Annotated in this window: 24 protein-coding genes and 1 pseudogene; 16 read left to right on the top strand and 9 right to left on the bottom strand. The window is 66.6% G+C overall.

Going from position 1 to position 25,784, the window contains the following annotated elements; genetic code table 11:
• Positions 1 to 9 precede the first annotated feature (9 nt).
• From QKY98_RS03855 to ridA, 5 genes are all read left to right on the top strand, one after another.
• Positions 10 to 414: a heme-binding protein gene (locus QKY98_RS03855; RefSeq protein WP_027598097.1), complete on the top strand. Its 405-nt coding sequence runs from the start codon at positions 10 to 12 to the stop codon at positions 412 to 414.
• Between the two features lie 30 nt (positions 415 to 444).
• On the top strand, positions 445 to 2,619 hold the full coding sequence (locus QKY98_RS03850; protein WP_284670354.1) for a malate synthase G: 2,175 nt from the start codon (positions 445 to 447) through the stop codon (positions 2,617 to 2,619).
• Between the two features lie 153 nt (positions 2,620 to 2,772).
• On the top strand, positions 2,773 to 3,045 hold the full coding sequence (gene rpoZ, locus QKY98_RS03845; RefSeq protein WP_007161465.1) for a DNA-directed RNA polymerase subunit omega: 273 nt from the start codon (positions 2,773 to 2,775) through the stop codon (positions 3,043 to 3,045).
• Between the two features lie 3 nt (positions 3,046 to 3,048).
• Positions 3,049 to 5,208 (top strand): bifunctional GTP diphosphokinase/guanosine-3',5'-bis pyrophosphate 3'-pyrophosphohydrolase, encoded by a 2,160-nt coding sequence (gene spoT / locus QKY98_RS03840; protein WP_007161464.1) that lies wholly within the window; start codon positions 3,049 to 3,051, stop codon positions 5,206 to 5,208.
• 59 nt (positions 5,209 to 5,267) lie between these two features.
• Positions 5,268 to 5,648, top strand: coding sequence for a deaminase RidA (ridA, locus tag QKY98_RS03835; RefSeq protein ID WP_027600381.1), 381 nt, complete (start codon positions 5,268 to 5,270; stop codon positions 5,646 to 5,648).
• Positions 5,649 to 5,779: 131 nt separating this feature from the next.
• Here ridA and katE read toward each other — a convergent pair whose 3' ends face one another.
• Positions 5,780 to 7,909: a catalase HPII gene (gene katE, locus QKY98_RS03830; RefSeq protein WP_077171308.1), complete on the bottom strand. Its 2,130-nt coding sequence runs from the start codon at positions 7,907 to 7,909 to the stop codon at positions 5,780 to 5,782.
• A 286-nt stretch (positions 7,910 to 8,195) separates the two neighbouring features.
• Here katE and QKY98_RS03825 point away from each other — a divergent pair, with 286 nt between their 5' ends.
• The 4 genes from QKY98_RS03825 to QKY98_RS03810 all read left to right on the top strand — a co-directional run bounded on the left by QKY98_RS03825 (position 8,196) and on the right by QKY98_RS03810 (position 11,546).
• Positions 8,196 to 9,203 carry a methionine ABC transporter ATP-binding protein gene (locus tag QKY98_RS03825; protein ID WP_027598102.1) on the top strand — a complete coding sequence of 336 codons (1,008 nt, stop codon included), beginning with the start codon at positions 8,196 to 8,198 and terminating at the stop codon, positions 9,201 to 9,203.
• A complete protein-coding gene (locus QKY98_RS03820) occupies positions 9,203 to 9,868 on the top strand; it encodes a methionine ABC transporter permease (RefSeq protein ID WP_007161460.1) in 666 nt (221 codons plus the stop codon). The genes QKY98_RS03825 and QKY98_RS03820 overlap by 1 nt, the downstream gene beginning before the upstream one ends.
• A gap of 50 nt (positions 9,869 to 9,918) precedes the next feature.
• On the top strand, positions 9,919 to 10,701 hold the full coding sequence (locus QKY98_RS03815) for a MetQ/NlpA family ABC transporter substrate-binding protein (protein ID WP_027598103.1): 783 nt from the start codon (positions 9,919 to 9,921) through the stop codon (positions 10,699 to 10,701).
• A gap of 68 nt (positions 10,702 to 10,769) precedes the next feature.
• Positions 10,770 to 11,546 carry a MetQ/NlpA family ABC transporter substrate-binding protein gene (locus QKY98_RS03810; protein ID WP_027598104.1) on the top strand — a complete coding sequence of 259 codons (777 nt, stop codon included), beginning with the start codon at positions 10,770 to 10,772 and terminating at the stop codon, positions 11,544 to 11,546.
• A 54-nt stretch (positions 11,547 to 11,600) separates the two neighbouring features.
• On the opposite strand, the gene QKY98_RS03805 is transcribed toward QKY98_RS03810, so the two are convergent.
• Positions 11,601 to 12,749, bottom strand: a complete 1,149-nt coding sequence (locus tag QKY98_RS03805) for an MFS transporter (protein ID WP_150340735.1) — start codon at positions 12,747 to 12,749, stop codon at positions 11,601 to 11,603.
• A gap of 175 nt (positions 12,750 to 12,924) precedes the next feature.
• Here QKY98_RS03805 and QKY98_RS03800 point away from each other — a divergent pair, with 175 nt between their 5' ends.
• Entirely contained in the window at positions 12,925 to 13,092 is a 168-nt protein-coding gene (locus QKY98_RS03800) for a rubredoxin (protein WP_007161456.1), read from the top strand.
• Between the two features lie 92 nt (positions 13,093 to 13,184).
• Here the strand turns inward: QKY98_RS03800 and QKY98_RS03795 are convergent, their stop codons facing one another.
• From QKY98_RS03795 to QKY98_RS03785, 3 genes are all read right to left on the bottom strand, one after another.
• Complete coding sequence (locus QKY98_RS03795) at positions 13,185 to 13,460, bottom strand: HU family DNA-binding protein (protein ID WP_017639309.1); 276 nt, start codon at positions 13,458 to 13,460, stop codon at positions 13,185 to 13,187.
• 408 nt (positions 13,461 to 13,868) lie between these two features.
• Positions 13,869 to 15,428 carry a SulP family inorganic anion transporter gene (locus QKY98_RS03790; RefSeq protein ID WP_042135214.1) on the bottom strand — a complete coding sequence of 520 codons (1,560 nt, stop codon included), beginning with the start codon at positions 15,426 to 15,428 and terminating at the stop codon, positions 13,869 to 13,871.
• A 211-nt stretch (positions 15,429 to 15,639) separates the two neighbouring features.
• On the bottom strand, positions 15,640 to 16,347 hold the full coding sequence (locus QKY98_RS03785) for a carbonic anhydrase (protein WP_007161453.1): 708 nt from the start codon (positions 16,345 to 16,347) through the stop codon (positions 15,640 to 15,642).
• Positions 16,348 to 16,878: 531 nt separating this feature from the next.
• On the opposite strand from QKY98_RS03785, the pseudogene QKY98_RS23890 reads away from it, so the two are divergent.
• Positions 16,879 to 17,775, top strand: a pseudogene (locus QKY98_RS23890) (MCP four helix bundle domain-containing protein); the annotation flags it as partial.
• A complete protein-coding gene (locus QKY98_RS23885) occupies positions 17,761 to 18,633 on the top strand; it encodes a methyl-accepting chemotaxis protein (protein WP_371099473.1) in 873 nt (290 codons plus the stop codon). The pseudogene QKY98_RS23890 and the gene QKY98_RS23885, both read left to right, overlap by 15 nt.
• Positions 18,634 to 18,675: 42 nt before the next feature.
• Here the strand turns inward: QKY98_RS23885 and QKY98_RS03775 are convergent, their stop codons facing one another.
• From QKY98_RS03775 to gloA, 3 genes are all read right to left on the bottom strand, one after another.
• Complete coding sequence (locus tag QKY98_RS03775) at positions 18,676 to 18,798, bottom strand: hypothetical protein (RefSeq protein WP_255211814.1); 123 nt, start codon at positions 18,796 to 18,798, stop codon at positions 18,676 to 18,678.
• Between the two features lie 159 nt (positions 18,799 to 18,957).
• A complete protein-coding gene (locus QKY98_RS03770) occupies positions 18,958 to 20,586 on the bottom strand; it encodes a methyl-accepting chemotaxis protein (RefSeq protein ID WP_074583473.1) in 1,629 nt (542 codons plus the stop codon).
• 188 nt (positions 20,587 to 20,774) lie between these two features.
• The gene (gloA, locus tag QKY98_RS03765) at positions 20,775 to 21,299 is read right to left on the bottom strand and encodes a lactoylglutathione lyase (protein ID WP_027598112.1); all 525 of its coding nucleotides are present in this window, start codon (positions 21,297 to 21,299) and stop codon (positions 20,775 to 20,777) included.
• A 246-nt stretch (positions 21,300 to 21,545) separates the two neighbouring features.
• On the opposite strand from gloA, the gene QKY98_RS03760 reads away from it, so the two are divergent.
• Complete coding sequence (locus QKY98_RS03760; protein ID WP_027598113.1) at positions 21,546 to 21,737, top strand: CsbD family protein; 192 nt, start codon at positions 21,546 to 21,548, stop codon at positions 21,735 to 21,737.
• A 50-nt stretch (positions 21,738 to 21,787) separates the two neighbouring features.
• Here QKY98_RS03760 and QKY98_RS03755 read toward each other — a convergent pair whose 3' ends face one another.
• Positions 21,788 to 22,519, bottom strand: coding sequence for a glutathione S-transferase (locus QKY98_RS03755; RefSeq protein WP_027600373.1), 732 nt, complete (start codon positions 22,517 to 22,519; stop codon positions 21,788 to 21,790).
• A gap of 187 nt (positions 22,520 to 22,706) precedes the next feature.
• Between QKY98_RS03755 and QKY98_RS03750 the strand changes: the two genes are divergently transcribed.
• The 3 genes from QKY98_RS03750 to QKY98_RS03740 are packed head-to-tail and all read left to right on the top strand — an operon-like array spanning position 22,707 to position 25,682.
• Positions 22,707 to 23,783, top strand: a complete 1,077-nt coding sequence (locus tag QKY98_RS03750; RefSeq protein WP_077171315.1) for a glycosyltransferase — start codon at positions 22,707 to 22,709, stop codon at positions 23,781 to 23,783.
• 22 nt (positions 23,784 to 23,805) lie between these two features.
• A complete protein-coding gene (locus tag QKY98_RS03745) occupies positions 23,806 to 24,843 on the top strand; it encodes a hypothetical protein (RefSeq protein WP_284670353.1) in 1,038 nt (345 codons plus the stop codon).
• Positions 24,840 to 25,682 carry a glycosyltransferase family 2 protein gene (locus tag QKY98_RS03740; RefSeq protein WP_284670352.1) on the top strand — a complete coding sequence of 281 codons (843 nt, stop codon included), beginning with the start codon at positions 24,840 to 24,842 and terminating at the stop codon, positions 25,680 to 25,682. Before QKY98_RS03745 ends, QKY98_RS03740 begins: the two co-directional genes overlap by 4 nt.
• Positions 25,683 to 25,784: the final 102 nt, after the last annotated feature.

The following is a 25,784-nucleotide window of genomic DNA, read 5'->3' as shown; positions in this document are numbered from 1 at the left end:
GGAGGCTCCATGAAGACCAAAGCCGTGCTCACCCTTGCCGAGATCGACACCCTGCTGGCCGCCGGTCGCGCCGAAGCCGAGCGCCAGGGCTGGGCCGTGTGCATCGCCGTGGCCGATGACGGCGGCCACCCGCTGGCCCTGCTGCGCCTCGATGGCGCCGCGCCCAACAGCGCCTACATCGCCCCGGAAAAGGCGCGCAGCGCCGCCCTGGCGCGCAAGGAGTCCAAGGTGCTGGAAGAGATGATCAACAACGGCCGCACCGCCTTTCTCAGCGCCCCGCTGATGCAGGGCATGCTCGAAGGCGGGGTACCCATCCTGGTGGACGGCCAGGTGGTGGGCGCCGTCGGCGTCTCGGGTGTCAAGGCGCCGGAAGATGCCCAGGTCGCGAAAGCCGCCATCGCGGCTCTCAACTGAATTCACAGCTTCATATCAAGGAAAGCCATCATGACCGACCGTACTACCCTGGGCCGCCTGCAGGTGGCCACCGAGCTGCAGCGCTTCATCGACGAGGAAGTGCTGCCCGGCACCGGGCTCGACACCGCCGCCTTCTGGTCGGGCGTGGACCAGCTGGTGCACGAGCTGGCGCCGCGCAATCGCGAACTGCTGGCCGAGCGGGATCGCCTGCAGGTGGAGCTGGACAACTGGCACAGCGCTCATCCCGGTCCGGTCACCGATCTGCCCGCCTACCAGCGCTTTCTGGAAGGCATCGGCTATCTGCAACCGGTCCCCGGCCAGGTGCAGGCCTCGACGTCCGGGGTCGACCGCGAGATCGCCGAACAGGCCGGTCCGCAGCTGGTGGTGCCGGTGCTCAACGCCCGCTACGCCCTGAACGCCGCCAACGCCCGCTGGGGGTCGCTGTACGATGCCCTCTATGGCACCGACGCCCTGCCCGAAACCGATGGCGCCGAGCGCGGCAAGGGCTACAACCCCGCCCGTGGCGCCAAGGTGGTGGCCTTCGCCCGCCAGGTGCTGGATGGCGTGGCCCCCCTGGCCAGCGGCTCGCACCGGGACGCCACCGCCTACCGCATCCAGGATGGCCGCCTGGTGGTGGACCTCAGGAGCGGTACCAGCGAACTGGCCGATCCGGCCGCCTTCGTCGGTTACCAGGGCGATGCCGCGGCACCGTCCGCGGTCCTGCTGCGCCATAACGGCCTGCACCTGGAAATCCAGATCGACCGCGACAGCGCCATCGGCAAGACCGACGCCGCCGGGGTCAAGGACCTGCTGATGGAGGCTGCGGTCAGCACCATCATGGACCTGGAAGACTCCATCGCCGCGGTGGATGCCGCCGACAAGGTGCTGGCCTATCGCAACTGGCTGGGCCTGATGAAGGGCGACCTGGCCGAAGAGGTCAGCAAGGGCGGCGAGACCTTCACCCGCCGCCTCAACCCCGATCGCGAGTACCAGGGCGCCGACGGCCAGCCGCTGAGCCTGCACGGGCGCTCGCTACTGTTCATCCGCAACGTTGGTCACCTGATGACCAATCCGGCGGTGCTGCTGGAAGACGGCCGCGAGATCCCCGAGGGCATCCTCGATGCCGTGGTCACCGTGACCATCGCCATGCACGACCTCAAGCGCCAGGGCAATTCCCGCAGCGGCTCGGTGTACATCGTCAAACCCAAGATGCACGGCCCGGCCGAGGTGGCCTTCGCCGTCCAGCTGTTCGACCGTGTCGAGGCCCTGCTGGGGCTGCCGGCCAACACCGTCAAGCTGGGCATCATGGACGAGGAGCGCCGCACCAGCGTCAACCTCAAGGCCTGCATCGCCGCCGCCGCGGCGCGGGTGGCCTTCATCAATACCGGCTTCCTCGACCGCACCGGCGACGAGATGCACACCGCCATGCTGGCCGGCCCCATGCTGCGCAAGGGCGACATGAAGACCTCCAAGTGGATCACCGCCTACGAGCGCAACAACGTGCTGGTCGGCCTGGCCTGCGGCCTGCGCGGCAAGGCGCAGATCGGCAAGGGCATGTGGGCCATGCCCGATCTGATGGCCGCCATGCTGGAGCAGAAGATCGGCCATCCCAAGGCCGGCGCCAACACCGCCTGGGTACCGTCGCCCACCGCCGCCGTGCTGCACGCCCTGCATTACCACCAGGTCAACGTCCAGCAGGTGCAGCAGGAGCTGGAACGCAGCGACGTCGACGCCGCCCGTGGCGAATTGCTCGCCGGGCTGCTCAGCGTGCCGGTGGCCGAGTCGCCGGACTGGTCCGCCGAGGCCATCCAGCAGGAGCTGGACAACAACTGCCAGGGCATCCTCGGCTACGTGGTGCGCTGGATCGACCAGGGCGTGGGCTGCTCCAAGGTGCCCGACATCCATGACGTCGGCCTGATGGAAGACCGCGCCACCCTGCGCATCTCCAGCCAGCACATCGCCAACTGGCTGCACCACGGCGTGGTCAGCGCCGAACAGGTGGACGAGACGCTGCAGCGCATGGCCAAGGTGGTCGACGGCCAGAACGCCGGCGATGCCCTCTACGAGCCCATGGCCGGTCACTTCGACACGTCCTACGCCTATCGCGCCGCCCGCGACCTCATCTTCAAGGGCCGCGAGCAGCCCAGCGGCTACACCGAGCCGCTGCTGCACGCCTGGCGCCTGAAGAAGAAAGCCGGCGCCTGATCCGGCCAGGGCTCCCGTCCGGCGCGGGCGGGAGCCACTTACCCAGGTACGGTGCCGGTGGTCCTCCGACCACCGCCCCTTCCCTTGCCACTGGCGAATTTTTATACTATCGGGTCCCCCGTTCCCGGGATCATCATCGCCACGAGGAAGACCATGGCCCGCGTTACTGTCGAAGACTGCCTGGACAACGTAGACAACCGATTCGAGCTGGTCATGCTCGCCACCAAGCGCTCGCGCCAGCTGGCCACCGGCGGCAAGGAGCCCAAGGTACCGTGGGACAACGACAAGCCCACCGTCGTCGCCCTGCGCGAGATCGCCGAAGGCCTGGTCGACGAAGAAGTCATCCGTCTGGACGACATCGTCGAAGAAGAGCCGCTGTTCGCCGCCTTCGAAGTCAACGAAGAAGCGGACGGCGAGGCCCTCTAAGCCATGGCCGCCGAGCCTGCGTATGGTGACGTCCACCCGACCGGCATCGACCTGCTGGCCGAGCGTCTGGCGGACTACCTGACCCCCGACCAGGTCAATCTGGTACGGCGGGCCTACTACTACGCCGAGCAGGCTCACGACGGGCAGCGCCGCCGCAGCGGCGAGCCCTATGTCACCCATCCGCTGGCCGTCGCCAACATCCTCGCCGACATGCACATGGACCATCAGAGCCTGATGGCCGCCATGCTGCACGACGTGATCGAGGACACCGGCATCGCCAAGGAAGCCCTGGCCGGCCAGTTCGGCGAGACGGTGGCGGAGCTGGTGGACGGGGTCAGCAAGCTGACCCAGATGAAGTTCGAGACCAAGGCCGAGGCCCAGGCGGAGAACTTCCAGAAGATGACCATGGCGATGTCCAAGGACATCCGCGTCATCCTGGTCAAGCTGGCCGACCGGCTGCACAACATGCGCACCCTGGACGCCATGCCGCCGGACAAGAGCCGGCGCATCGCCAAGGAAACCCTGGAAATCTACGCGCCCATCGCCAACCGGCTGGGCATGCACGATTTCTACGTGGAATTCGAGGACCTGGGCTTCCGCGCCATGCACCCGATGCGTGCCGAACGCATCCAGCGGGCGGTCAAGACCGCGCGGGGCAATCGCCGCGAGATCCTCGGCAAGATCCAGGAATCCCTGGCCAATTGCCTGGCCCGCGACGGCCTCGACGGCGAGGTGGTCGGCCGCGAAAAGCACCTGCACAGCATCTACCAGAAGATGCGCGGCAAGCGTAAGTCGTTCAACGAGATCATGGACGTCTACGGCTTCCGCATCATCGTCGACAAGGTCGACACCTGCTACCGCGTGCTCGGCGCGGTGCACAATCTCTACAAGCCGTTCCCGGGGCGCTTCAAGGACTACATCGCCATCCCCAAGGCCAACGGCTACCAGTCCCTGCACACCACCCTGTTCGGCATGCACGGCGTGCCCATCGAGATCCAGATCCGCACCCGCGAGATGGAAGAGATGGCCAACAACGGCATCGCCGCCCATGGCCTGTACAAGGCCGGCGGCGACGAACCGCGCGCCAGTCACCTGCGCGCGCGCCAGTGGGTGAAGGGCATCCTCGAGTTGCAGCAGCGCGCGGGCAACTCCCTGGAATTCATCGAGAACGTGAAGATCGACCTCTTTCCCGACGAGGTCTACGTCTTCACCCCCAAGGGCCGCATCATGGAGCTGCCCAAGGGCTCCACGGCCGTGGACTTCGCCTACGCGGTGCACACCGACGTCGGCAACAGCTGCATCGCCTGCCGCATCAACCGCCGCCTGGCGCCGCTGTCGCAGCCGCTGGGCAGCGGCGAGACGGTGGAGATCGTCACCGCTCCCGGCGCCCGGCCCAATCCGGCCTGGCTCAACTTCGTGGTCACCGGCAAGGCGCGCACCAACATCCGCCATGCGCTCAAGCAGCAGCGTCGCTCCGAGTCCATCAGCCTCGGCGAGCGCCTGCTGAACAAGGCGCTGTCCGGCTTCGGCACCCAGCTGTCGAAGATCTCGCCGATGCGCATCCTCTCGGTGCTCGGCGAATACAAGGGCGTGGTGCTGGAAGACCTGCTCGAAGAGATCGGCCTGGGCAACCGCATGGCCTATGTGGTGGCGCGCCGCCTGGTGTCCGGCAGCGAGCAGGAAGAGCCGCTGGAACCCCAGGCCAGCACCGCGCCCCAGGGGCCGCTGGCGATCCGCGGTACCGAAGGCCTGGTGATCAGCTACGCCAAGTGCTGCACGCCGATTCCGGGCGATCCCATCGTCGGTCACCTGTCGGCCGGCAAGGGCATGGTGATCCACCTGGAAAATTGCCGGAACATCGCCGAATTCCGGCACAACAGCGAAAAGTGCATCGTGCTCAACTGGGCCAAGGACGTCACTGGCGAATTCAGCGTCGAGTTGCGCGTCCAGCTGGAGCACCAGCGCGGCCTGATCGCCATGCTGGCCAACAACGTCACCGCCGCGGACGCCAACGTCGAGAAGATCGGCATGAACGAGCGCGACGGCCGGGTCAGCGTGGTCCAGCTGGTGGTCAGCGTGCGTGATCGCGTGCACCTGGCGCGCGTGATCAAGAAGCTGCGGACGCTCAAGGGCGTGGCCGGTATCACTCGGGTTCGCAGCTGAGGTTGCAGGGTGTCACCACCGGCTTGCAGAATCGGGCCTTTCCCGCACAGGAGCGACCCATGAGCAAGCAAGTGATCCACACCGACAAGGCGCCGGCCGCCATTGGTACCTATTCCCAGGCGATCAAGGTCGGTGACACCGTCTATCTCTCCGGGCAGATCCCGCTCAACCCGACCAGCATGGAGCTGGTGGACGGCTTCGAAGCCCAGGTGGTCCAGGTCTTCGAGAACCTCAAGTCCGTCGCCGAAGCCGCCGGTGGTTCGCTGGCCGATATCGTCAAGCTGAACATCTTCCTGATCGACCTCGCCCACTTCGCCACCGTCAACGAGATCATGGGGCGCTATTTCCAGCAGCCCTATCCGGCACGCGCCGCCATCGGCGTCGCCGCGCTGCCGAAGGGCTCCCAGGTGGAAATGGACGGGGTATTGGTGCTGAGTTAAAGCCTTTGATCGCGGCCATGGGCTGCTCCTACAGTAGTTGATGCACCTGTAGGAGCGGCCCATGGCCGCGATGACCCCCCAAAAAAAAGCCGACCGTCTCGCGACGGTCGGCTTTTTTCATGCCCGCGGCTTTAGGCCGGGATGGACTTGATCTTCGGCATCCGCGCCCAGCAACGGTGCTTGGCGATGGCAGCGAAGAAGTCCTGCTGCACCGCCTTGAAGTCACTGCCGGTCAGCAGCGCCTCGTCGGTGTCCAGGTAGACCGCCTTGAGCAACTGCTCGGCTTCGCCGGTGAGGGCGATGGCCTTGAGGTGCTTGTAGGCTTCCAGCAGGTAGTGCTTGATCACGCCGTCGTCGAGCATGGCCTTGACGCTCTCGGCACCGCCCGGCACATAGACCGCGTCCAGCGCCACCGAAGGCATGCCTTCGGCCGAACCGTCCACGGCCACTTCGCCGCCGTCGGCGGCCTTGACCGGGCCGGCGGTGGGGCCGAGCACCTTCACATGAGCACCTTCGGCCTTGAGCGCCTGCTTGATGGCCTCCACTTCGCTGGCGATGACGCCGTCACCCACCAGCACCGCCACCTTGAAGCCCTTGATGTTGCCGGACAGCAGGTTGAGCTGGCTCAGCGCCGGCGACTTGTCGATGGAGACCTTGCGCGGCTGCACGGTGGGGGCGGTGGGCGGGGTCACGCCGACCTTCTTGGCCACCTTCTGCGCCAACTCCAGATCGATGTTGGCGAGGATCTCGTTGACCTGGCGCTCGCGAATCCACATGCGCTCGACCTTGCCCAGCTCGAAGCTGTAGGCATCGGCGACGTGCGCCTGCTCGGCTTCCGACAGGCTGTTGTAGAACAGCGTGGCCTGGGAGAAGTGGTCGCCGAAGGTCTCGCTGCGCTCACGCACCTTGTGGCCGTCGATGCGCTCGTAGTAGCTCTCGAAGCCGCCGTCCTGGGGCGCCGGCGGGGTTTCCTTGGGCCAGCCGCCGTCGATGGAGTTGGGCTCGTAGGAGGCCCGGCCCTTGTCGATGGTCATGCGGTACTTGGCATCGCGCTGGCCGTTGTGGTTCGGCACCACCGGGCGGTTGACCGGCAGCTCGTGGAAGTTCGGCCCACCGAGACGGCTGATCTGGGTGTCGGTGTAGGAGAACAGCCGACCCTGCAGCAGGGGATCGTTGCTGAAGTCGATACCGGGCACGACATGGCCGGGGCAGAAGGCCACCTGCTCGGTCTCGGCGAAGTAGTTGTCCGGGTTGCGGTTGAGCACCAGCTTGCCCAGCGGGGTGATGGGCACCAGTTCCTCGGGGATGATCTTGGTGGCGTCGAGGATGTCCCAGTCGAACTTGTGCTCGTCTTCCTCGGGAATGATCTGCACGCCGAATTCCCACTCGGGGTAGTCACCGGCTTCGATGGCTTCCCAGAGGTCGCGACGGTGGGCATCGGTGTCCTTGCCGGCCAGCTTCTGGGCTTCGTCCCACACCAGGGAGCGCACGCCGCCGGCGGGCTTCAGGTGGATCTTGACGAAGACGCCCTTGCCGGCGGTGTTGATCATGCGGAAGGTGTGGATGCCGAAGCCTTGCATGCTGCGCAGATTCACCGGGATGGCGCGGTCGGTCATGGTCCAGAGCACCATGTGCGCCGACTCGGGCACCAGGGAGACGAAGTCCCAGAAGGTGTCGTGGGCGCTGCCGCCGGTGGGGATCTCGTTGTGCGGCTCGGGCTTCACCGCGTGGACGAAGTCCGGGAACTTGATGGCGTCCTGGATGAAGAAGACCGGCATGTTGTTGCCGACCATGTCCCAGTTGCCTTCCTCGGTGTAGAACTTGATGGCGAAGCCGCGCACGTCGCGCACGCTGTCGCCGGAGCCGCGCGGGCCCTGCACGGTGGAGAAGCGCACGAACACCGGGGTCTGGTGGTTGGGGTCGCGGAAGAGCGCGGCCTTGGTCAGGTCGGACCAGTCCTGGTAGGGCTGGAAATAGCCATAGGCACCGGTGCCGCGGGCATGGACGATGCGCTCCGGGATGCGCTCGTGGTCGAAGTGGGTGATCTTCTCCCGCATGATGAAGTCTTCGAGCAGGGAAGGCCCGCGGGTGCCGGCGCGCAGCGAATTCTGGTTGTCGGCGATCTTCACGCCATGGTTGGTGCGCAGTGCCTGGCCGGTGGCATCGGAGCGGAATTGCTCCAGTTGCTCGATTTTCTTCGAGGTGTTCTGGCGATCCAGGGTGTCGGTACCGGCGAGTTCACTCTTGGGGGGCGTAGCCATGGAAAGTCCTCATCAGGCGCCTGTCAGGCGCTCTTTGCGTCCCCTACGGAATGTGGGGCGAATTCAGGCAGTCCTGTAGTGACTCATGGGCTGGAGCTGGTGTTCCGCTTGGCTGATGCGAAGCGACGGGCTGTTCCCGCGGGTGAAGTCCCGACGCACGAACTGGCCATATGCCTTTATTGGCTTAATACCCGACAACAAGTGCTAAGCAGATATAAGCGCGCGCGTTAAACTGCGCGGCTGGATCACCCTCCAGTTGTCTGACGATACCCACAAGGTTTTTCCATTGATCGAATTCCACGCTGTCCACAAGACGTACCGCACGCGCGGTCGCGAGGTCGCGGCGCTCCAGCCGGTCGACCTGAGGATCGAAGCCGGCGAGATCTTCGGCCTGATCGGCCATTCCGGTGCCGGCAAGAGCACCCTGCTGCGCCTGATCAACCGCCTCGAAGCCCCCAGCGGCGGTCGCCTGCTGGTCGACGGCGCCGAGGTCACCACCCTGGGCTCCAGCGAGCTGCGCGATTTCCGCCGCCGCATCGGCATGATCTTCCAGCACTTCAATCTGCTCTCCTCGAAGACCGTGGCGGCCAACGTGGCCCTGCCGCTGGAACTGGCCGGCGGCCGTTCGCGGGCGCAGATCGCCCAGCGCGTCGAGGAGCTGCTGGCGCGGGTCGGCCTGTCCGACCAGGCGCGCAAGTACCCGGCGCAACTCTCCGGCGGTCAGAAGCAGCGCGTCGGCATCGCCCGCGCCCTGGCCACCGAGCCGAAGATCCTGCTCTGCGACGAGGCCACCAGCGCCCTCGATCCCCAGACCACCGCCCAGGTGCTGCAACTGCTCGCCGAACTCAATCGCGAGCTGGGCCTGACCATCGTGCTGATCACTCACGAGATGGACGTGATCCGTCGCGTCTGTGATCGCGTCGCCGTGCTCGACGGCGGCGCCGTGGTGGAGCAGGGCACCGTCGCCGATGTCTTCCTGCATCCGCAGCACCCCACCACCCGCCGCTTCGTGTTCGAGGCCGAGCACCAGGACGAGGCCGAGCTGGCCGACGCCTATGCCCATGTCGAAGGCCGCATCCTGCGCCTGACCTTCCGCGGCGAAGCCACCTATGCACCGCTGCTGGGCCACGTCGCCCGGGAGACTGGTGTGGACTACAGCATTCTCGGCGGTCGCATCGACCGCATCCGGGACGAGCCCTATGGCCAGCTCACCATCGCCCTGGTGGGTGGTGACCTGGACGCCGCCCTGGCTCGCTTCCAGGCCGCCGACGTCACCGTGGAGGTCCTGCGCTGATGGACGAACTCTTCACCAACATCGACTGGGCCGAGATCTGGCAGGCGACCCAGGACACCCTGGCCATGCTTGGCTGGTCCATGCTCTTCACCCTGATCCTCGGGCTGCCGCTGGGCGTGCTGCTGTTTCTCACCAGCCGCCGTCAGCTGCTGGAGCAGCCGCTGGTCTACGGCATCCTCTCCTTCGTGGTCAACGTGCTGCGCTCGGTGCCCTTCATCATCCTCCTGATCCTGATGATCCCCATCACGGTCTGGCTGATCGGCACCTCCCTGGGCGTCGAGGGCGCCATTCCGCCGCTGGTGGTGGGCGCCGCGCCCTTCTTCGCCCGGCTGGTGGAGACTGCCCTGCGCGAGGTCGACCGCGGCATCATCGAGGCGACCCAGGCCATGGGCGCCAGCCTCTGGCAGATCGTCACCCGCACCCTGTTGCCCGAGGCCCTGCCCGGGCTGATCGCGGCCACCACCGTCACCGCCATCGCCCTGGTGTCCTACACCGCCATGGCCGGGGTGATCGGCGGCGGCGGCCTCGGCGATCTGGCCATCCGTTTCGGCTACCAGCGCTTCCAGACCGACGTCATGGTGGTCACGGTGCTCTTGCTGCTGGTGCTGGTCCAGGTACTGCAGATGGTCGGCGATCGCCTCGTCGCCCATTTCAGTCGTCGTTGATCCAGGCTTCATCCACTCGAAGGTTTTGCACAAGGAAAATCCAGATGTCGCTGAAACGTACCCTGCTGTCCCTGGCCTTCGGCCTGGGTGTCGCCACCGCCGCCCAGGCCGCCGAGACCCTGACCGTCGCGGTCAATCCGGTTCCCCACGCGGAGATCCTGGAATTCATCAAGCCGCAGCTGGCCAAGGAAGGCGTGGACCTCAAGATCAAGGTCTTCACCGACTACATCCAGCCCGATCGTCAGACCGATCAGAAGCAGGTGGATGCCAACTACTTCCAGACCAAGCCCTATTACGCCAGCTACAAGAAGAGCAACCCGAGCAGCGACCAGGTGCCGGTGGTGGCGGTGCACGTCGAGCCCTTCGGTGCCTATTCGCAGAAGATCAAGGACATCAAGGAACTCAAGGACGGCGCCACCGTGGCCATCCCCAACGACCCGAGCAACTCCGGTCGCGCGCTGCTGCTGATCGCCAAGCAGGGCCTGATCACCCTCAAGGATCCGAGCAACGTCACCGCCACCCCGCGTGACATCGTCGAGAATCCCAAGCACCTGAAGTTCAAGGAGCTGGAAGCCGCGACCCTGCCGCGCGTGCTGAACCAGGTCGACCTGGCGCTGATCAACGCCAACTACGCCCTGGAAGCCAAGCTGGTGCCGACCAAGGACGCCATCTTCATCGAGAGCGGCGAGTCGCCCTACGCCAACCTGCTCTACACCCGTGCCGACAAGGCCAACGACCCGGCCATTCAGAAGCTGGCCAAGGCCCTGACTACCCCCGAGGTGAAGCAATTCATCGAGAAGAAGTACCAGGGCGCCGTCGTTCCCGCGTTCTGAGCCTCGGCTCCATCGCCGTCGACGCTCGCAGATGCGTCGACGGTTCCATCCCGTTCTAGGAAACTGCCATGAAGAAATTGCTCGCCACCGCCGCCCTGCTGGCCGCCAGCCTGGCCGCCCACGCCGCCGAGACCCTCAGCGTCGCCGCCACCCCGGTGCCCCACGCCGAGATCCTCGAATTCGTCAAACCCCAGCTGGCCAAGGAAGGGGTGGACCTGCAGATCAAGGTCTTCACCGACTACGTGCAGCCCAACCTGCAGGTGGCCCAGAAGCGTCTGGACGCCAATTTCTTCCAGCACCAGCCCTACCTGGATGAATTCAACAAGAGCCGCGGTACCGACCTGGTGACCGTCGCCCAGGTGCATGTCGAGCCCTTCGGCATCTACTCGCAAAAGATCAAGAAGCTCGACGAAGTCCGCGAAGGCGCCGTCGTGGCCATCCCCAGTGACGCCACCAATGGCGGCCGTGCCCTGCTGCTGCTGGAAAAGGCCGGGCTGATCAAGCTCAAGGACAGCGCCAACATCCTCGCCACGCCCAAGGACATCGCCGAGAATCCCAAGAAGCTCAAGTTCAAGGAGCTGGAAGCCGCGACCCTGCCACGCGTGCTGAATCAGGTCGACCTGGCGCTGATCAACACCAACTACGCCCTGGAAGCCAAGCTCAACCCGACCCAGGACGCCCTGCTGCTGGAAGGCAAGGAATCGCCCTATGCCAACATCCTGGTCGCCCGTCCGGACAACAAGGACAGCGATGCCGTGCAGAAGCTGGCCAAGGCGCTGAACACCCCGGCGGTGAAGCAATTCATCGAAGAGAAGTACAAGGGCGCCGTGGTGCCGGCGTTCTAAGCGCTGCCCGAGACAAGAGACGCCGGCCCCGTGCCGGCGTTTTTCATGGCCCGCTCAGGTCGCCTCGGCGACCGTCGCCGGCGCGCTGCCCCTACGACCGACGATCACCAGCAATACCGCGGCGCCGGCCGCCATCAGCAGCGGCAGGGCGTGGCCGGTGAGCCACTGGCTGGCGGCGCCGGTGACCAGCGGGCCGACCAGGCAGCCGACGCCCCAGAGCTGGGCGATGCAGGCGTTGGCGCTGACCAGTTCGGCGTCGCGATAGCGCTCGCCCACCAGGATCAGCGCCAGGGTGAAGAGGCCGCCGGCGGTGGCGCCGAACAGCACCAGCAGTGGCCAGACGCCCGCGGTGTGCAGCAGCAGCGGCAGGGCCAGACTGACCGCCAGCAGCCCCAGGGCGCAGCCAAGGAACAGGCCCTGGCGCGAGAGGCGATCGGCGAGCAGGCCCAGGGGCAGTTGCAGCAGGGCATCGCCCACCACCACGGCGCTGACCATGTACAGCGCCAGTTGCTGGCCGAAGCCCTGGTTGAGCGCATAGACCGGCAGCAGGGTGAGGATCATCGCCTCGAAGCAGGCGAACAGCGCCACCGCCCAGGCGATGGCTGGAGCACCGCGGCAGAAGTCCAGCAGCGCTCGCCAGGCCGCGGTATGGCCGCCGGCGGCCGGCGCGCCCTGGCGGCCGAGCAGCAGGGCAGCGCCGCCGAGCATGAGCAGGGCGCCGAGCCAGAAGCCCTGGTCGCCCTCGGTGCCCAGCACCCCCAGCAGCAGCGGACCGGCCAGCTGGCTCAGGGCGTAGCTGCTGCCATAGAGGGCCACCAGGCGGCCGCGCCAACGATCGGTGATGACCTGGTTCATCCAGCTTTCGCCAAGCACGAAGACCAGGGTGAGGATGGCGCCCAGGGCCAGGCGCAGGAGCAGCCACAAGGGGTAGCTGGGCAGCAGCGAGAGCACGATCAGCGAGGCGGCGCCACTGATCAGGCACAGTCGCATCAGCCGCGGCGTGCCGATGCGCGCGGCCAGGCGTCCGGCCAGACTGGCGCCGGTGAGGATGCCGAGGGCTGGCGAGGCGGCCATGACGCCGATGGCGAAGCTGCCATAGCCCCAGCCTTCCAGGCGCAGCGAGACCAGCGGCATCGACAGGCCGCTGGCCAGGCCCACGCTGATGACACTGCCCAGCACGGCGAAATAGATGGCCCAGGGCATGGGCGATGGCGAGGAATTCATGGACTCAGCCTAGCTGATCGGGGTGGAAGACGGGTAGCTGCCACGCGCAGCCTATGGAGCCCTGGGCGTCCGCCGGGGTTCCGGCACGGTTGGCCTTTGCCGGGCTTTCGCGTAGCGTGCGCGCTACCTGAAGCCGGTTGGGAGATAACAGAACATGCGGAAATGGCAATGCATCGTGTGCGGCTATATCTATGACGAAGCCCTGGGCTGGCCGGACGACGGCATCGCGCCGGGAACGCGCTGGGAGGATGTGCCCGAGGATTGGCTGTGCCCGGACTGCGGCGTGGGCAAGGGCGACTTCGAGATGATCGCCATCGGCTGATCACCCCGCTCCGCGTCTTCTGCGCGGACACAAAAAAGGCATCGCACGGGCGATGCCTTTTGGCTGCAGCGGCGATCCGTGCCGCTTCATGCTCAGCCTTCGATGCTGTCCTTCAGCGCCTTGCCCGGCTTGAACGCCACCGTGTTGCTCGCACGAATCTTGACCGGCTCGCCGGTCTGGGGATTCTTCCCCATGCGGGCACCGCGGTGACGCGGCAGGAAGGTACCGAAGCCGACCAGGGTAACGCTGTCCTTGCGGTGCAGCGCATTCGCGATCTCGTCCAGCAGCGTGTTGAGCACGACGTTGGCTTGTTCCTTTGGAAGTCCGACTTTTTCAGCGATCACAGTCGCCAATTCAGGCTTGCGCATACCTACCTCTCTTGGAGTCATTTTTAGCCGTGTGGGCGTCGCATGGCTTTCCTGGCAAAGCGATTACCCCCGAGATAGAGGGTGGCCCGACACAAAGATCGTTGGTGCGACAAAAGTCGAACCAGATAGCGTTATAAGGCAAAGCCGAGAAGAGCGAAAGTTAATTAGCAGACTATTAGCCGTTGGTAGGATGACTGATGCCGACTTGGACATTTATCGACCAATTTTGGCCATCTATGTGGACATTCTGTCCACTTTATGGCCGGGGAGAAAGGGGGCGGAGCGACGATGAGGGGCTCTGGCAAGCCGGTATCGCGATCAGCGACGGCGCTGCGGACTTCTGATCCGGCAGCGCCGCTGAGGTGAGGGAAGGGGGTGAAGCGGCCGCTGGCCGCTCCACCCTCCGGATCAGGCCGGTGCCTGGGCCGGCATGACCGGTTGACCCGCCGGTGCCTGGCCTTCCAGGCGGCGCTCCAGGGCCTTGGGCTCGATCACCAGGCGCATGCCATTGCTGGCCTGGGTGCGCCCCCAGTCCTCCAGCAGCTCCATGCAGGCGTGATCGATATAGGAGACGCGCTCCAGGGGCACGTGCAGGGTGGTGCCGGGCTTGACCTGTTCCAGCACCTTGGTCAGCTGGGGCACGCGCAGGAAGGTCGCGGCGCCCACCAGGCGCAGGTCGGCCTGGTCCGGCTGGTCTTCGCGATAGGTCAGGCTGACCTTGAGTTGCGCCGCCTTGACCGCCAGGAAGGCGATGGACAGGCCGAAGCCCACCAGCACCCCGGTCAGCAGATCGGTGGCGACGATCATCAGGGCGGTCAGGGCATAGATGATCATGGGTGTCCGGCCATAGCGCTTGAGCCCGGTCAGCGACTTGGGATCGGCCAGCTTGACGCCGGTGAACACCAGCACGCCGGCCAGGCTCGCCACCGGCACCAGCTTGAGCACGAAGGGCAGGGCGGCGACGAAAGCCAGTAGCCAGAGGCCGTGGAAGATGGTGGAGGCGCGACTGGTGGCGCCGGCCTGGACATTGGCCGAGCTGCGCACGATGACCCCGGTCATGGGCAGGGCGCCAACGGCACCGCAGAGCAGGTTGCCGACACCCTGGGCGCCCAGCTCGCGGTCGAAGTGCGAGCGCGGCCCGGTGTGCATGCGGTCCACCGCGGCGGCCGAAAGCAGGGTCTCGGCGCTGGCGATGAAGGCCAGGGCGAGGGCGGCCACCACCAGTTCGGCATTAGCCAGCATGCCCAGGTCGGCAAAGGTCACCCAGTCGATGGCGTCGGCCAGGTTGTTGGGCACTTCCACGCGGCGGATGTCCAGCGCCAGCCAGAGACTGGCCAGGGTCGCCAGGGTCACGCCGATCAGGGCGCCGGGCAGGAAGCGCAGGGTCTGCGGGCGGAATTTCTCCCACAGCCACATGCTGGCGATGGTCAGCAGACCGATCAGCGCCGCCTGGGCGCCGCTGCCACTGCCGTTCCACTGGCTTGCCGCGGTGAGGGCGGCGCCGGGGAAGGCCAGCAGGTTGGACAGGCCCGAGGCCGCCGGCTTGGCATCCAGCATCACGTGCAGCTGAGAGAGCACGATGAGGATGCCGATGCCGGCGAGCATGCCGTAGACGACGGCGGGCGAGGTGACGCGGAACCAGGCGCCCAGGCGGGTGAAGCCGGCGATGAGCTGCAGCAGGCCGGCCAGCAGCAGCACCGGGCCCAGGGCCTCGATGCCGTGGCGGTTGATCAGGTCGAACACCAGCACCACCAGACCGGCGGCCGGACCGCTGACCTGCAGCGGCGAGCCGGCGAGAAAGCCGACCACCAGGCCACCGATGATGCCGGTGATGATGCCCTTGGCCGGCGGCATGCCGGAGGCGATGGCGATCCCCATGCACAGCGGCAGGGCGACCAGAAACACCACGAGTGAGGCCAGGGCATCGCGCGACAGGCTGCGCCCCGGGGTCTGTTGATTGCCAAGCATGGTCCTGGTCCTCCAGCGACTAGGTAAAGGGGTGCCCGCGCGTCATATCACGTCGTATGACACGGTTCGGGATTCAGGCGGCTAGCGGAAAGGGTGGACGGTCCCGATGGAGCCCCAAGTGGGGATCGCCCGGCGCGGTGCGCTGTTATGGCGACGGATCGGCTGACCCGTCTTGCAATGGCCATCCGGCGAACCGGATGGCCACCGTGGATCAGGCCTGCTGCAGGCGCGGACGCGGGGTGGCGACCGGCATGTTCTCGCCATCCAGGGGCAGGAAGCGCTCCTGCTGGGCGTCGTACGCCTTGATCTCGCTGGTCTCGATGGAATAGACCCAGCCATGGATCTGCAGCTGACCGCTGGCCAGGCGCGAGGCCACCGAGGGGTGGGTGCGCAGGTGGACCAGCTGGGCCACCACGTTTTCCTCGGTCAAAAAGCCCAAGGTGCCGCCGTGGCCGCAGTCGCAATGGCCATGGTCCTCGACCACGGTACGGGCGACCTCGGCGTGGCGCAGCCAGACCTTTACCGTCGGCATCTTTTCCAGCGGATCGGGATTGAGCACCGCCTTCATGGCGCCGCAGTCGGAGTGGCCGCAGATGATGATGTGCTTCACGCCGAGGGCCACGACCGCGTATTCGATGGCGGTGGAGACGCCACCGTTCATCTGGCCGTAGGGGGGCACCACGTTGCCGACGTTACGGGTCACGAACAGATCGCCCGGCGAACTCTGGGTGATGAGTTCCGGGACGATGCGCGAGTCGGCGCAGGTGATGAACATGGCCTTGGGCGACTGCGCACTGGCGAGCTTCTTGAACAGCGCTTCCTGTTCGGGAAAGACATCCTGGCGGAAACGCTTGAAACCATCGACCAGTTGCAGGAGGGCCTCGTCGGGTGCGCCGAAGGTATCCGTGTTGTCGCTCATCTGTTTCTGACCTCTTCTCAAGTACGCAATGGCAGCGGCAAGCGCTGGTTAGTGGCTAGACGCCCCCTGGCATCGCCTCGATACGCCCCGACTCTCTCGAGCTCCGGTGGCTTCATTGTCTGGCGGTCCATCGCGTCGTCGGGCAGCGTCCTGGCACCCGGTCACTCAGTCTGGTGACCACAACCTTAATCCACGCTGAAACAATAGCTCGTGACAGACAACGCAGAAGATATTTCAAACTTATACTGAGATCATCCCGCCATTATCGCTGCACGATCAGCGCTTTTAGCCCTTTTATCGGCACGAAGCCGGAATATAGGCGCCGAATCGCGCTTTTCCCCGTGAAGAAAACGTGAATCGCGATAGCCGAAGAGTTTTCCTTGGCGATCAGTGGCTTGCGAGAGATGTGCAAAAATGTGAACGCAATGCCGCTGGCAGACATCGAGCGTCTTTCGCCCACTTTGCGTCCGGCCTGTGATCTGCGGCACAGTGCCGCAGCCTAGAGCTTTCGCCAGGCTTTCAATAGGTCCAATGCCCTATAGGACAAGGGTTTGCTGGCTTTGCTCGATAGCCGCCCAAAAATCCGGTCCGACAACGGACCTCAGGATTTGCAACCTGCGGTCGATAGCGGGGGCTTTCCAGGCTCAACGGAAACTCCCCATGTCCTTTCGCAATCTCTCCATCGCGCGGCGTGCCACGCTCGGCTTCGCCTTTATCGGTCTGCTCCTGCTGCTGCTCGGCGGCACCGCCCTGGTCAAGATGAACGACATCCGCGCCTCGGGCCTGGCCATCGAAGACCGTGCCATGCCGCGGGTGGCCGCGCTCGACGAGCTGACCGCCCTGACCCTGCGCCTGCGGGTGCTCTCCTATCGGCTGCTGCTCAATCGCGAGCCGGAGATCATCGCCAAGACCCAGGCGCTGTTCCAGCAGCGCAACGGCCAGATGCGCGCCGCCCAGCAGCGCTACGAGGCGCTGATCCAGTCCGATGAAGAACGCACCGCCTACAGCCGCTACGGCCAGCTGATCACCCAGTACGACGGTCTGCAGCAGCGCATGCTGGCGTTTTCCGCCGCCGATCAGCTGGAGCCCCTGCGCCGCCTGCTCAACGAAGACCTGCTGGCCAACTCCGATGCGGTCAACGGCGTGCTCAAGCAACTCACCGACCTGGTCGACCAGCAGACCGCTGCGGCCAACGAGCAGTCCGCTGCCGACTACAGCCACGCCATCCAGTGGCTGGTGCTGCTGCTGGCGGCCACCGCGCTGCTGACCGTGGTCTTCGCCTGGCTGCTGATCCGCAGCATCACCCAGCCCATCGCCCGCGCCGTGCAGGCCGCCGAGGTGATCGCCACCGGTGACCTCAGTCAGGAAATCCACAGCGAAGGCCGCGACGAAGCCGCGCGCCTGCTGCAGGCCATGAAGACCATGCAGGGCCAGCTGCGCCATACCCTGCAGGGCATCCTGGGTTCGGCCACCCAGCTCGCCTCGGCGGCGGAAGAACTCAATGCCGTGACCGATGAATCCAGTCGCGGTCTGCAGCGCCAGAACGCCGAGATCGAACAGGCCGCCACCGCGGTGAACCAGATGTCGTCGGCCGTGGACGAGGTGGCGCGCAACGCCGTCAACACCTCCCAGGCGTCCCAGGAATCCGCCGGCGTGGCCCGTGATGGCCGCGATCTGGTGCAGGAAACCGTGGGCGCCATCGCCACCATGAGCGAAGACGTCCAGCACGGTGCCACCCTGGTGGGCGATCTGGCGGTCCAGGTCAACGACATCGGCAAGGTGCTGGACGTGATCCGCAGCGTGGCCGAGCAGACCAATCTGCTGGCGCTCAATGCCGCCATCGAGGCGGCGCGCGCCGGTGAGGCCGGTCGCGGCTTCGCCGTGGTGGCCGACGAGGTGCGCGCCCTGGCCCATCGCACCCAGGAATCGACCCGCGAGATCGAGACCTCCATCGGTACCATCCAGCAGGGCACCGATCAGGCGGTGGCGGCCATGCGCAGCAGCACCGAGCGTGCCCAGTCCACCCTGGAGGTGGCCCGCGGCGCCGGTCATGCCCTGGAGCGCATCCATGGCGCCATCGGCGGCATCAACGAACGCAATTTGGTCATCGCCAGCGCGGCGGAAGAGCAGGCTCAAGTAGCCCGCGAAGTGGATCGCAACCTGGTCAACATCCGCGAGTTGTCGGTCCAGACCGCCGCGGGCGCCGAGCAGTCCAGCGCCGCCAGTGCCGAGCTGTCGCGCCTGGCCGTGGACCTCAATGGCCTGGTAGCGCGCTTCCGCCTGTGATCCTGGCGCGTCCGTCCGCTTTGGCGGTCGGACGCTGCGGCCCTAGCCGGGGCCGAGCAGTTGCAGCACGCCGGTCAGCAGTACCAGCAGGCCCAGGGGCGAGGCGAGAAAGGACAGCAGCAGGCAGCGCAGGCGCGGGCCGCGCGGGGTAGGGCAGGTCGTCATGACGTCAGGCAGCTCCGTAGCGAAAAGCGGCGCCACGCCTGGCGCCCGGAGCCAATTTTCGCCTGTCCCGGCAGCAACGTCATGCCAAGAAAACGTAAAGATGGGTAAAGCCGCCCCTCCCCCCGGGGCGCCTGTATCCGGGGGGAGGGGCGCGCCGGGTCAGACGCGGAAGCGCGCGGCCAGGCCGTGGATCTCGTGAGTCAGCGCGGCGAGTTGGCGACTGGAGGTCTCGATCTGGTCGGCGCCGCGCTTGGACACGCCCGCCAGCTCGCGGATGTTGATCAGGTTGCGATCCACCTCGCGCGCCACCTGGGCCTGTTCCTCGGCGGCGCTGGCGATGACCAGGTTGCGCTCGTTGATGTCGCCGATGGCGACGAAGATGTGCTCCAGGCTCTGGCCGGTGCGCTCGGTGGTTTCCAGGGTGGTGCCGGCGAGGGTATTGCTGCGCTGGATGGCGGTCACCGCCTGACCGGTGCCGGTCTGGATGTTGCCGATCATCTGCTCGATCTCCAGGGTCGACTGGCGGGTACGCTGCGCCAGGCTGCGCACCTCGTCGGCCACCACGGCGAAGCCACGACCGGCATCGCCGGCGCGGGCGGCTTCGATGGCCGCGTTGAGCGCCAGCAGGTTGGTCTGCTCGGAGACGGCGCGGATCACGTCCAGCACCTTGCCGATCTGGTTGGCCTGCTGCGCCAGGCTGGCGATGACGGTTTCGCTTTCCTTGACCGTGCTCTGCATGCTCTGCAATTCGCTGAGCACCTGGGCCACCTGGCCGCGACTGCCGGCGGCCAGGCGATCGGATTCGCGAGCGGTATCCGAGGTGGACGCGGCATTGCGCGCCACCTCTTCCACGGCGGCGGTCATCTCGGTCACCGCGGTCACGGCCTGTTCCAGTTCCTGTTGCTGCTGATTGAGGGTGCGATTGCTCTGGGCGGTGACCTGACCCAGTTCCTGGGCGGCGCCGTCGAGTCGTTCGGCGGTGCGATTGAGCTGGGCCAGGGTGTCGCGCTGGCGACTCTGCAGGGTGGCGAGACCGGCGAACAGCTGGCCGATCTCGTCATGGCTGCGCACCTCGATGCGGCGGGTCAGATCGCCTTCGCTCATGGCGGCGAAGTGCTCGCCGGCTTCGTTGAGCGGGGCCAGCACGCGGCGGGCGATGAACCAGCCGGAGAGGACGGCCAGCAGCAGGGTCAGGCCGACCAGCAGCAGGCTGCCGACCTGGGCCTGGGACACGCGGCTGTCGGAGGCGGCGAGCGTGGCGTCGATACGGCTGGTGATCTCGTCGGTAAAGGCCTGGCGGGTGTCGGCGAAGGCCGTACTGGCCCCTTTGGCACCGTCGCTGATCCGGATGTAGCCAGGCAGGTCGCCGGCGCGGCAGGCGGCGATCTGCCCTTCGACGATGGCCTTGTAGGCGTCGAAGGCCTTGAGCATGGCTTCGATCTGGCCGACCAGTTTGGGATCGCTGACGTTGGCCTGCATGTCGGTGATCAGCTTGCGGGCGATGTCCAGCCGCTCTAGGGCCAGCTTCACGCCTTTCTCGGCCTTGGCCGCATCGCCGTTGACGCGGTCGAGCATGGCGGTATGGGAGTTGGCGCTGGCGCGACTGATCCAGGTGGCGGCGTTGTTGACCCGGTCCAGCTGCTCCATCGTCAGGCTATCCAGGTCGCGGATCTGTTGGGCACTGGTCCGGGCGCTGATCCAGCCGTACAGGCAGGCGAGCAGCAGGCAGGCGACGAACAGGCTGAGGACGCTGTACATCCCGGTACGGATTCTTGTTGTTTTTTTCATGGTGGGCTCTCTGGCGACGTCGCTGGCTGGGGTGCGCAATACGACTTTGGTAAGGCTTTTCGCCAGCAGTACGCCAAAGGCCCGGGCAGGCGTCGATGGCCTGGAGCCGGTCGGTATCAGTTAAGCGCTGAAAAGTCGTCGGATGTCTTCAGCAGGACGGGGCCCGGCGGACGCCGGGCCCGCGGGGATCAGGACAGGGGGGTGAACTGGATGACTTCGACCCAGTAGCCGTCGGGATCCTTGATGAAGGCGATTTCCTTCATGCTGCCGTCGGTCAGGCGCTTCTGGAAGGCGACGCCCAGTTGCTCGAACCGCTCGCAGGCGGCGCGGATGTCCGGGACCGCTACGCAGGTGTGGCCGAAGCCGCGCGGATCGCTGTTGCCGTTGTGGTAGCTGAATTCGGCGTCGTTCTCGGTACCGTGGTTATGGGTCAGCTCGAGGATGCCCGGGGTCGACTTGCGCCAGCGCTGGCGGGCCTCCGGCTCTTCCGGCACCTGGTTGCGGTCGACCAGGGCGAGAAAGGTCAGGCTGAACTTGGCGTCCGGGAAATCCTTGTGATCGACCACGGTAAAACCCAGCACGCGGGTATAGAAGTCCAGCGAGGTCTCGAGGTTCTTGACCCGCAGCATGGTGTGGTTGAAGACGAACTCGCGGGTGGCGGCGTCGGGCTGGGCGGTCACGCCCGGTAGGTTGTCGAATTGGCTCAGCGACATCAGGATTCTCCTGTGTAGGGTGTGGCAATTGGAGAGGCGGCCCCTGCGCAACGTTCCCGCGAGGGGTGGCGCCTGGGCGGTCGCTCACGAAAAAGGGCGGGAAGTCTAAAGGCTTCCAGCGCCGCTGCCCAAAGCTTCCTGGCGCGGATTGCCGCTGCGCTGTGCGACGAATGGTCGAAACCACCCGGCTAGAGCCGCAGTCGGATTTTACAAGCGCACTGCCTGTGCGATCCCAAGGAGACTGATATGAGCAGCACCAGCGACAAGATCAAGGGTACCGCCAAAGAAGTGGCCGGCAAGGTCAAGCAAGGTATCGGCGAAGCCACCGACAACTCGCGCATGAAAGGCGAGGGTCGTGCCCAGGAAGCCGAAGGCAAGCTGCAGAAGAACGTCGGCAAGGGCAAGGAAGCGGTCAAGAACACCATCGACCGCGCCTGAGTCCAGCCGTGACGAAAAGGCCGCCCCCGGGCGGCCTTTTCTTTTGCCCGTCAGGCCGGATCCAGCTCCGGATAGTGACGGAAGATGCCGTTCTCGCTGAAGGGCAGGCGGCGGGGCGAGGCCAGGTAGGCGGCGATGTTGGGTCGCGCGGCCACTCGCTCGGCCAGGGCCAGCACCCGCGGGATTTCCGGTGCCAGACGGCGCATGGCGTTGGGGAAGGCATAGGTCAGGCCGGCCACCACCTGGAACAGCGACAGGTCGACATAGGAGCGCTGGTCGCCCACCAGCCAATGGTCACCCGCCGGGTTGTAGCCCAGCACCCGCTCGAAATAGCTCAGGTAGGTACGGATCCGTTCGCCGGCAAAGGCCTTGGCGCGGCGCCGGGCTTCATCCTGCTGCTCTTCGTAGGTCAGGGAGATGGCCACCGGATGATGGACGTCATGGGCCTCGGCGGTGAGGTCGGTGATGGTCAGCTGCAGGCCGTGCACCCAGAAGCGGGCTTCCTCGTCGGCCGGTACCAGGTCCAGCCGCGGCCCCAGGAACTGGAGGATGTTGGCGACATGGGAGACGACCTCGTCACCGGCCTTGAGAAAGGGCGGGGCGAAGGGCGGGCGGCGGGTCTTCCTGCCTTGCAGATAGTCTTCCAGGGCGGGTACACCCAGGCCTTCGCCTTCCGGGGCGTTGCCGACATCCAGATAGGGTGCGCCGGCTTCTTCGAGCGCCAGGCGGACGAATTCGCCGCGGCCCTGGATGCTGGGCCAGTAGTGCAGTTCATAACGCATGGAAACCTCCGTCGTCTGCTGGGAATACGGGTCCAGGAAGGCTGACCCCCGGCAGGGTTCCGCGGTTTGCCCGCCGTGCGGCTTTCACGACGAAGCGCACAACCAATTCCCGTCGCTGAGACTCCTATCAACCAGCGGCTCGCGATAAGGACGGTGGGATGACAGGCAACAGCAGGCGGACGGTTCCATGCGCATAGGCATTCTTACCCACGTGAAACACCCGGTACGCCAGCCGTTCGCCGGCGGTCTCGAAGCCTTCACCTACGACATCACCCTGCGGCTGCGCGAGCGTGGCCATGCGGTGACGCTGTTCGCCAGTTCGGCCTCGGCGCCGGAGCTGGAGGTGGTGCCCATCCTCGACGACGGCAACTACGGCGCGGACGGCTGCCGGCGCAAGCGCAACGTGCTCAGCTCCGAATACCTCGACGAGCACCATGGCTATCTGGACTGCATGCAGCGCATCGATGGCTACGGCTTCGACGTCATCTTCAACAACGCCCTGCACTATGTGCCGGTGACCATGTCCGGGCTGATCCGCACCCCCATGCTCACGGTGCTGCACACCCCGCCGTTCTTCGAACTGATCAACGCCCTCGGCGAATTGCACAAGCGCGGTGGCGGCCATTACTGCACGGTGTCCCAGGCCAATGCCGACAACTGGGCGCACCTCGCGCCGGCCTGCCACGTGATTCCCAATGGCATCGACCTCGACGCCTGGCGTCCGCGCGATACGCCGATCGGCGACCATGCCCTCTGGTTCGGCCGCCTGGTGCCGGACAAGGGACCGCACCTGGCGCTGGATGCCGCACGCGAGGCCGGTGTGGCCCTGCGCCTGGCCGGCCAGGCCACCGACGAGCGCTATTTCCGTCAGGAGATCGAACCCCGCCTGGGGGACGGCGCCGTCTACCTCGGTCACCTGGACCGTACCGCCCTGGCGGCCGAGGTCGCCCAGGCCCGTGCCTGTCTGGTCACGCCCTGCTGGGACGAACCCTTCGGCCTGATCGTCGCCGAGGCCCTGGCCTGTGGCACACCGGTCGCCGCCTTCGCCCGCGGCGCCCTGCCGGAACTGCTCACCGCCGAGACCGGCGCCCTGGCCCCGCCGGGCGACGTGCCGGCGCTGGCGGCGGCCCTGCGCGAAGCCCTGTCGCTGTCCCGCGAGGCCTGCCGGGCGCGGGCCGAGGCCCAGTGGAGCCACCAGCTGATGATCGACCGCTACGAGCGCCTGCTCGCCGATGTCGCCGCCGGCCGAGTCGCCCGTGGCTAGACTGCCCGTGGCTAGACCGCCCGTGACTGAGCTGAACGTCGGCTACTACGCCCACCATCACGGCGCCGGCCACGTGACCCGCGCCCTGGCCATCGCCGCGGCCTTCGACGGTCCCCTGACCCTGTTCGGCAGTCGCCTGCCCGAACGGGTGGCGCTGCCCAACGTGCAGCTCTGCCCGCTGCCGCCCGACGTGGCCGCGGGCGTCGAAGGCGAAGCCTTCGCCTGCCTGCACTATGCCCCGCTGGGAGTGGCAGGGCTGCGCGAGCGCATGGGCCTGCTGGTGGACTGGTTTCGCCGCGCCTGGCCCTGCCTGCTGGTGGTCGACGTCTCGGTGGAGGTGGCGCTGCTGGCCCGGTTGTGCGGCGTGCCGACGATCTATCTGCGCCAGCGCGGCAGTCGCTTCGATGCCGCCCACGAACTGGCCTACGCCAGTGCCAGTCGCCTGCTGGCACCCTATCCGGACTGCCTGGAAGAGCCTGATACCCCGGCCGCCTGGCGGGCCAAGACCTGCTATGCCGGCAGCCTGTCGCGCTATGCCGGGCAAGGGCCCGACCGCGGGCGCGAGCCCGGCACGGTCACCGTCATCGCTGGCCATGGCGGCACCGCCTTCAGCCGCGCGCGCCTGGTGGCGGCAGCCCGCGCCTGTCCCGCCTGGCGCTGGACGGTGCTGGGTCCGGTGCTGGACGACGCCACCGAGGCACCGGCCAATCTGACTTTTCTGGGCAGCGTGGCCGATCCCGCACCCTGGCTGACCCGCGCCGAGCTGGTGGTCGGCTCGGCGGGTGACAGCCTGGTGGCGGAACTGGCCGACCTGCGCTGCCGCTTCCTCTGCCTGCCGGATGCCCGGCCCTTCGACGAGCAACTGTCCACCGGGCGCCTGCTGGCCGCCCAGGACCTGGCGATCACCTGTGAAAGCTGGCCCGCCGACGAGGACTGGCCGGGGCTGCTGGCCAGGGCGCGCGAACTCGATCCCGAGCGCTGGGCGGCGGTAAGCGATGGCGAGGGCGCCCGGCGCGCCGCTGCCTGTATTCGACAGGTCGCCCACGAGGTGCTGGCATGATCGTCCTGACCCTGGTCCATGGCCGCGAGCGGCAACTGGCCAATCTCATCCGTGGCCTGGAGCGGGCGCCGACCCCGCCTGCGGCCCTGGTGGTGGTGCAGATGAACGAGGCACCGCGCGCCTGGCACAGCCCACACTTTCCGATCCAGGTGCACGGAGTCGAGGGCGACGGCATCCTGCCCCTGGCCGCTGCGCGCAATGCTGCCGTAGCCGCCGCGCCAGGCGAGGAGCTGGTGTTTCTCGACGTGGACTGCATCCCAGCGCCGGAATTGCTCGACGCCTACCAAGAGGCGCTAACGGCCCACCCCGAAGCCCTGCACCAGGGCTTCGTCCACTACCTGCCGGCGGGCGTCGCGGAAGGTGACTGGACGCCGGAAGAGCTGCGCGCCAGCGGCGTCGTCCATCCCCTGCACCGGGATCGTCCGCCTGGCGAGGCGATTCCCCACCCGCTGTTCTGGTCGCTCAACTTCGCCTGTACCCGCGCCACCTTCGGCCGCATCGGTGGCTTCGATGAGGGTTATCGCGGCTATGGCGGCGAGGACACCGACTTCGCCTTTCGCGCCCGCGCGGCGGGGGTGCCGGTCTACCAGGCCGAGGCGCGGGCCTTCCACCAGTACCATCCGACCTATCACCCACCGCTCAACCATTTCGCCAGCATCCTGGAGAACGCCCGGCGCTTCCAGGCGCGCTGGGGACTCTGGCCCATGGATGGCTGGCTGCGCGAATTCGCCGCCGCCGGCTACATCGAATTCGACGAAAGCCGCGGGATAGAGGAAATCCGCACGCCTACCGCCGCCGAAGTCGCTGCCTGCCGGGATGCCTCGGGGTCCGGCTTCTGACGTCAGGGCGCAACCAACCCGGCCGCTGCCACTCTGAAGGTAGGGCGGACCTGCAAAGCCGCCGGGCGCAGGCCGTGCAGGCCGGCCCCAGGAATCCTTCGT

Source organism: Pseudomonas sp. HR1, from assembly GCF_030175875.1.
Classification (GTDB): Bacteria; Pseudomonadota; Gammaproteobacteria; order Pseudomonadales; family Pseudomonadaceae; genus Chryseomonas; species Chryseomonas oryzihabitans.
The sequence above is the reverse complement of the archived record's forward strand: the minus strand, read 5'-3'. Positions and strand labels throughout refer to the sequence as shown.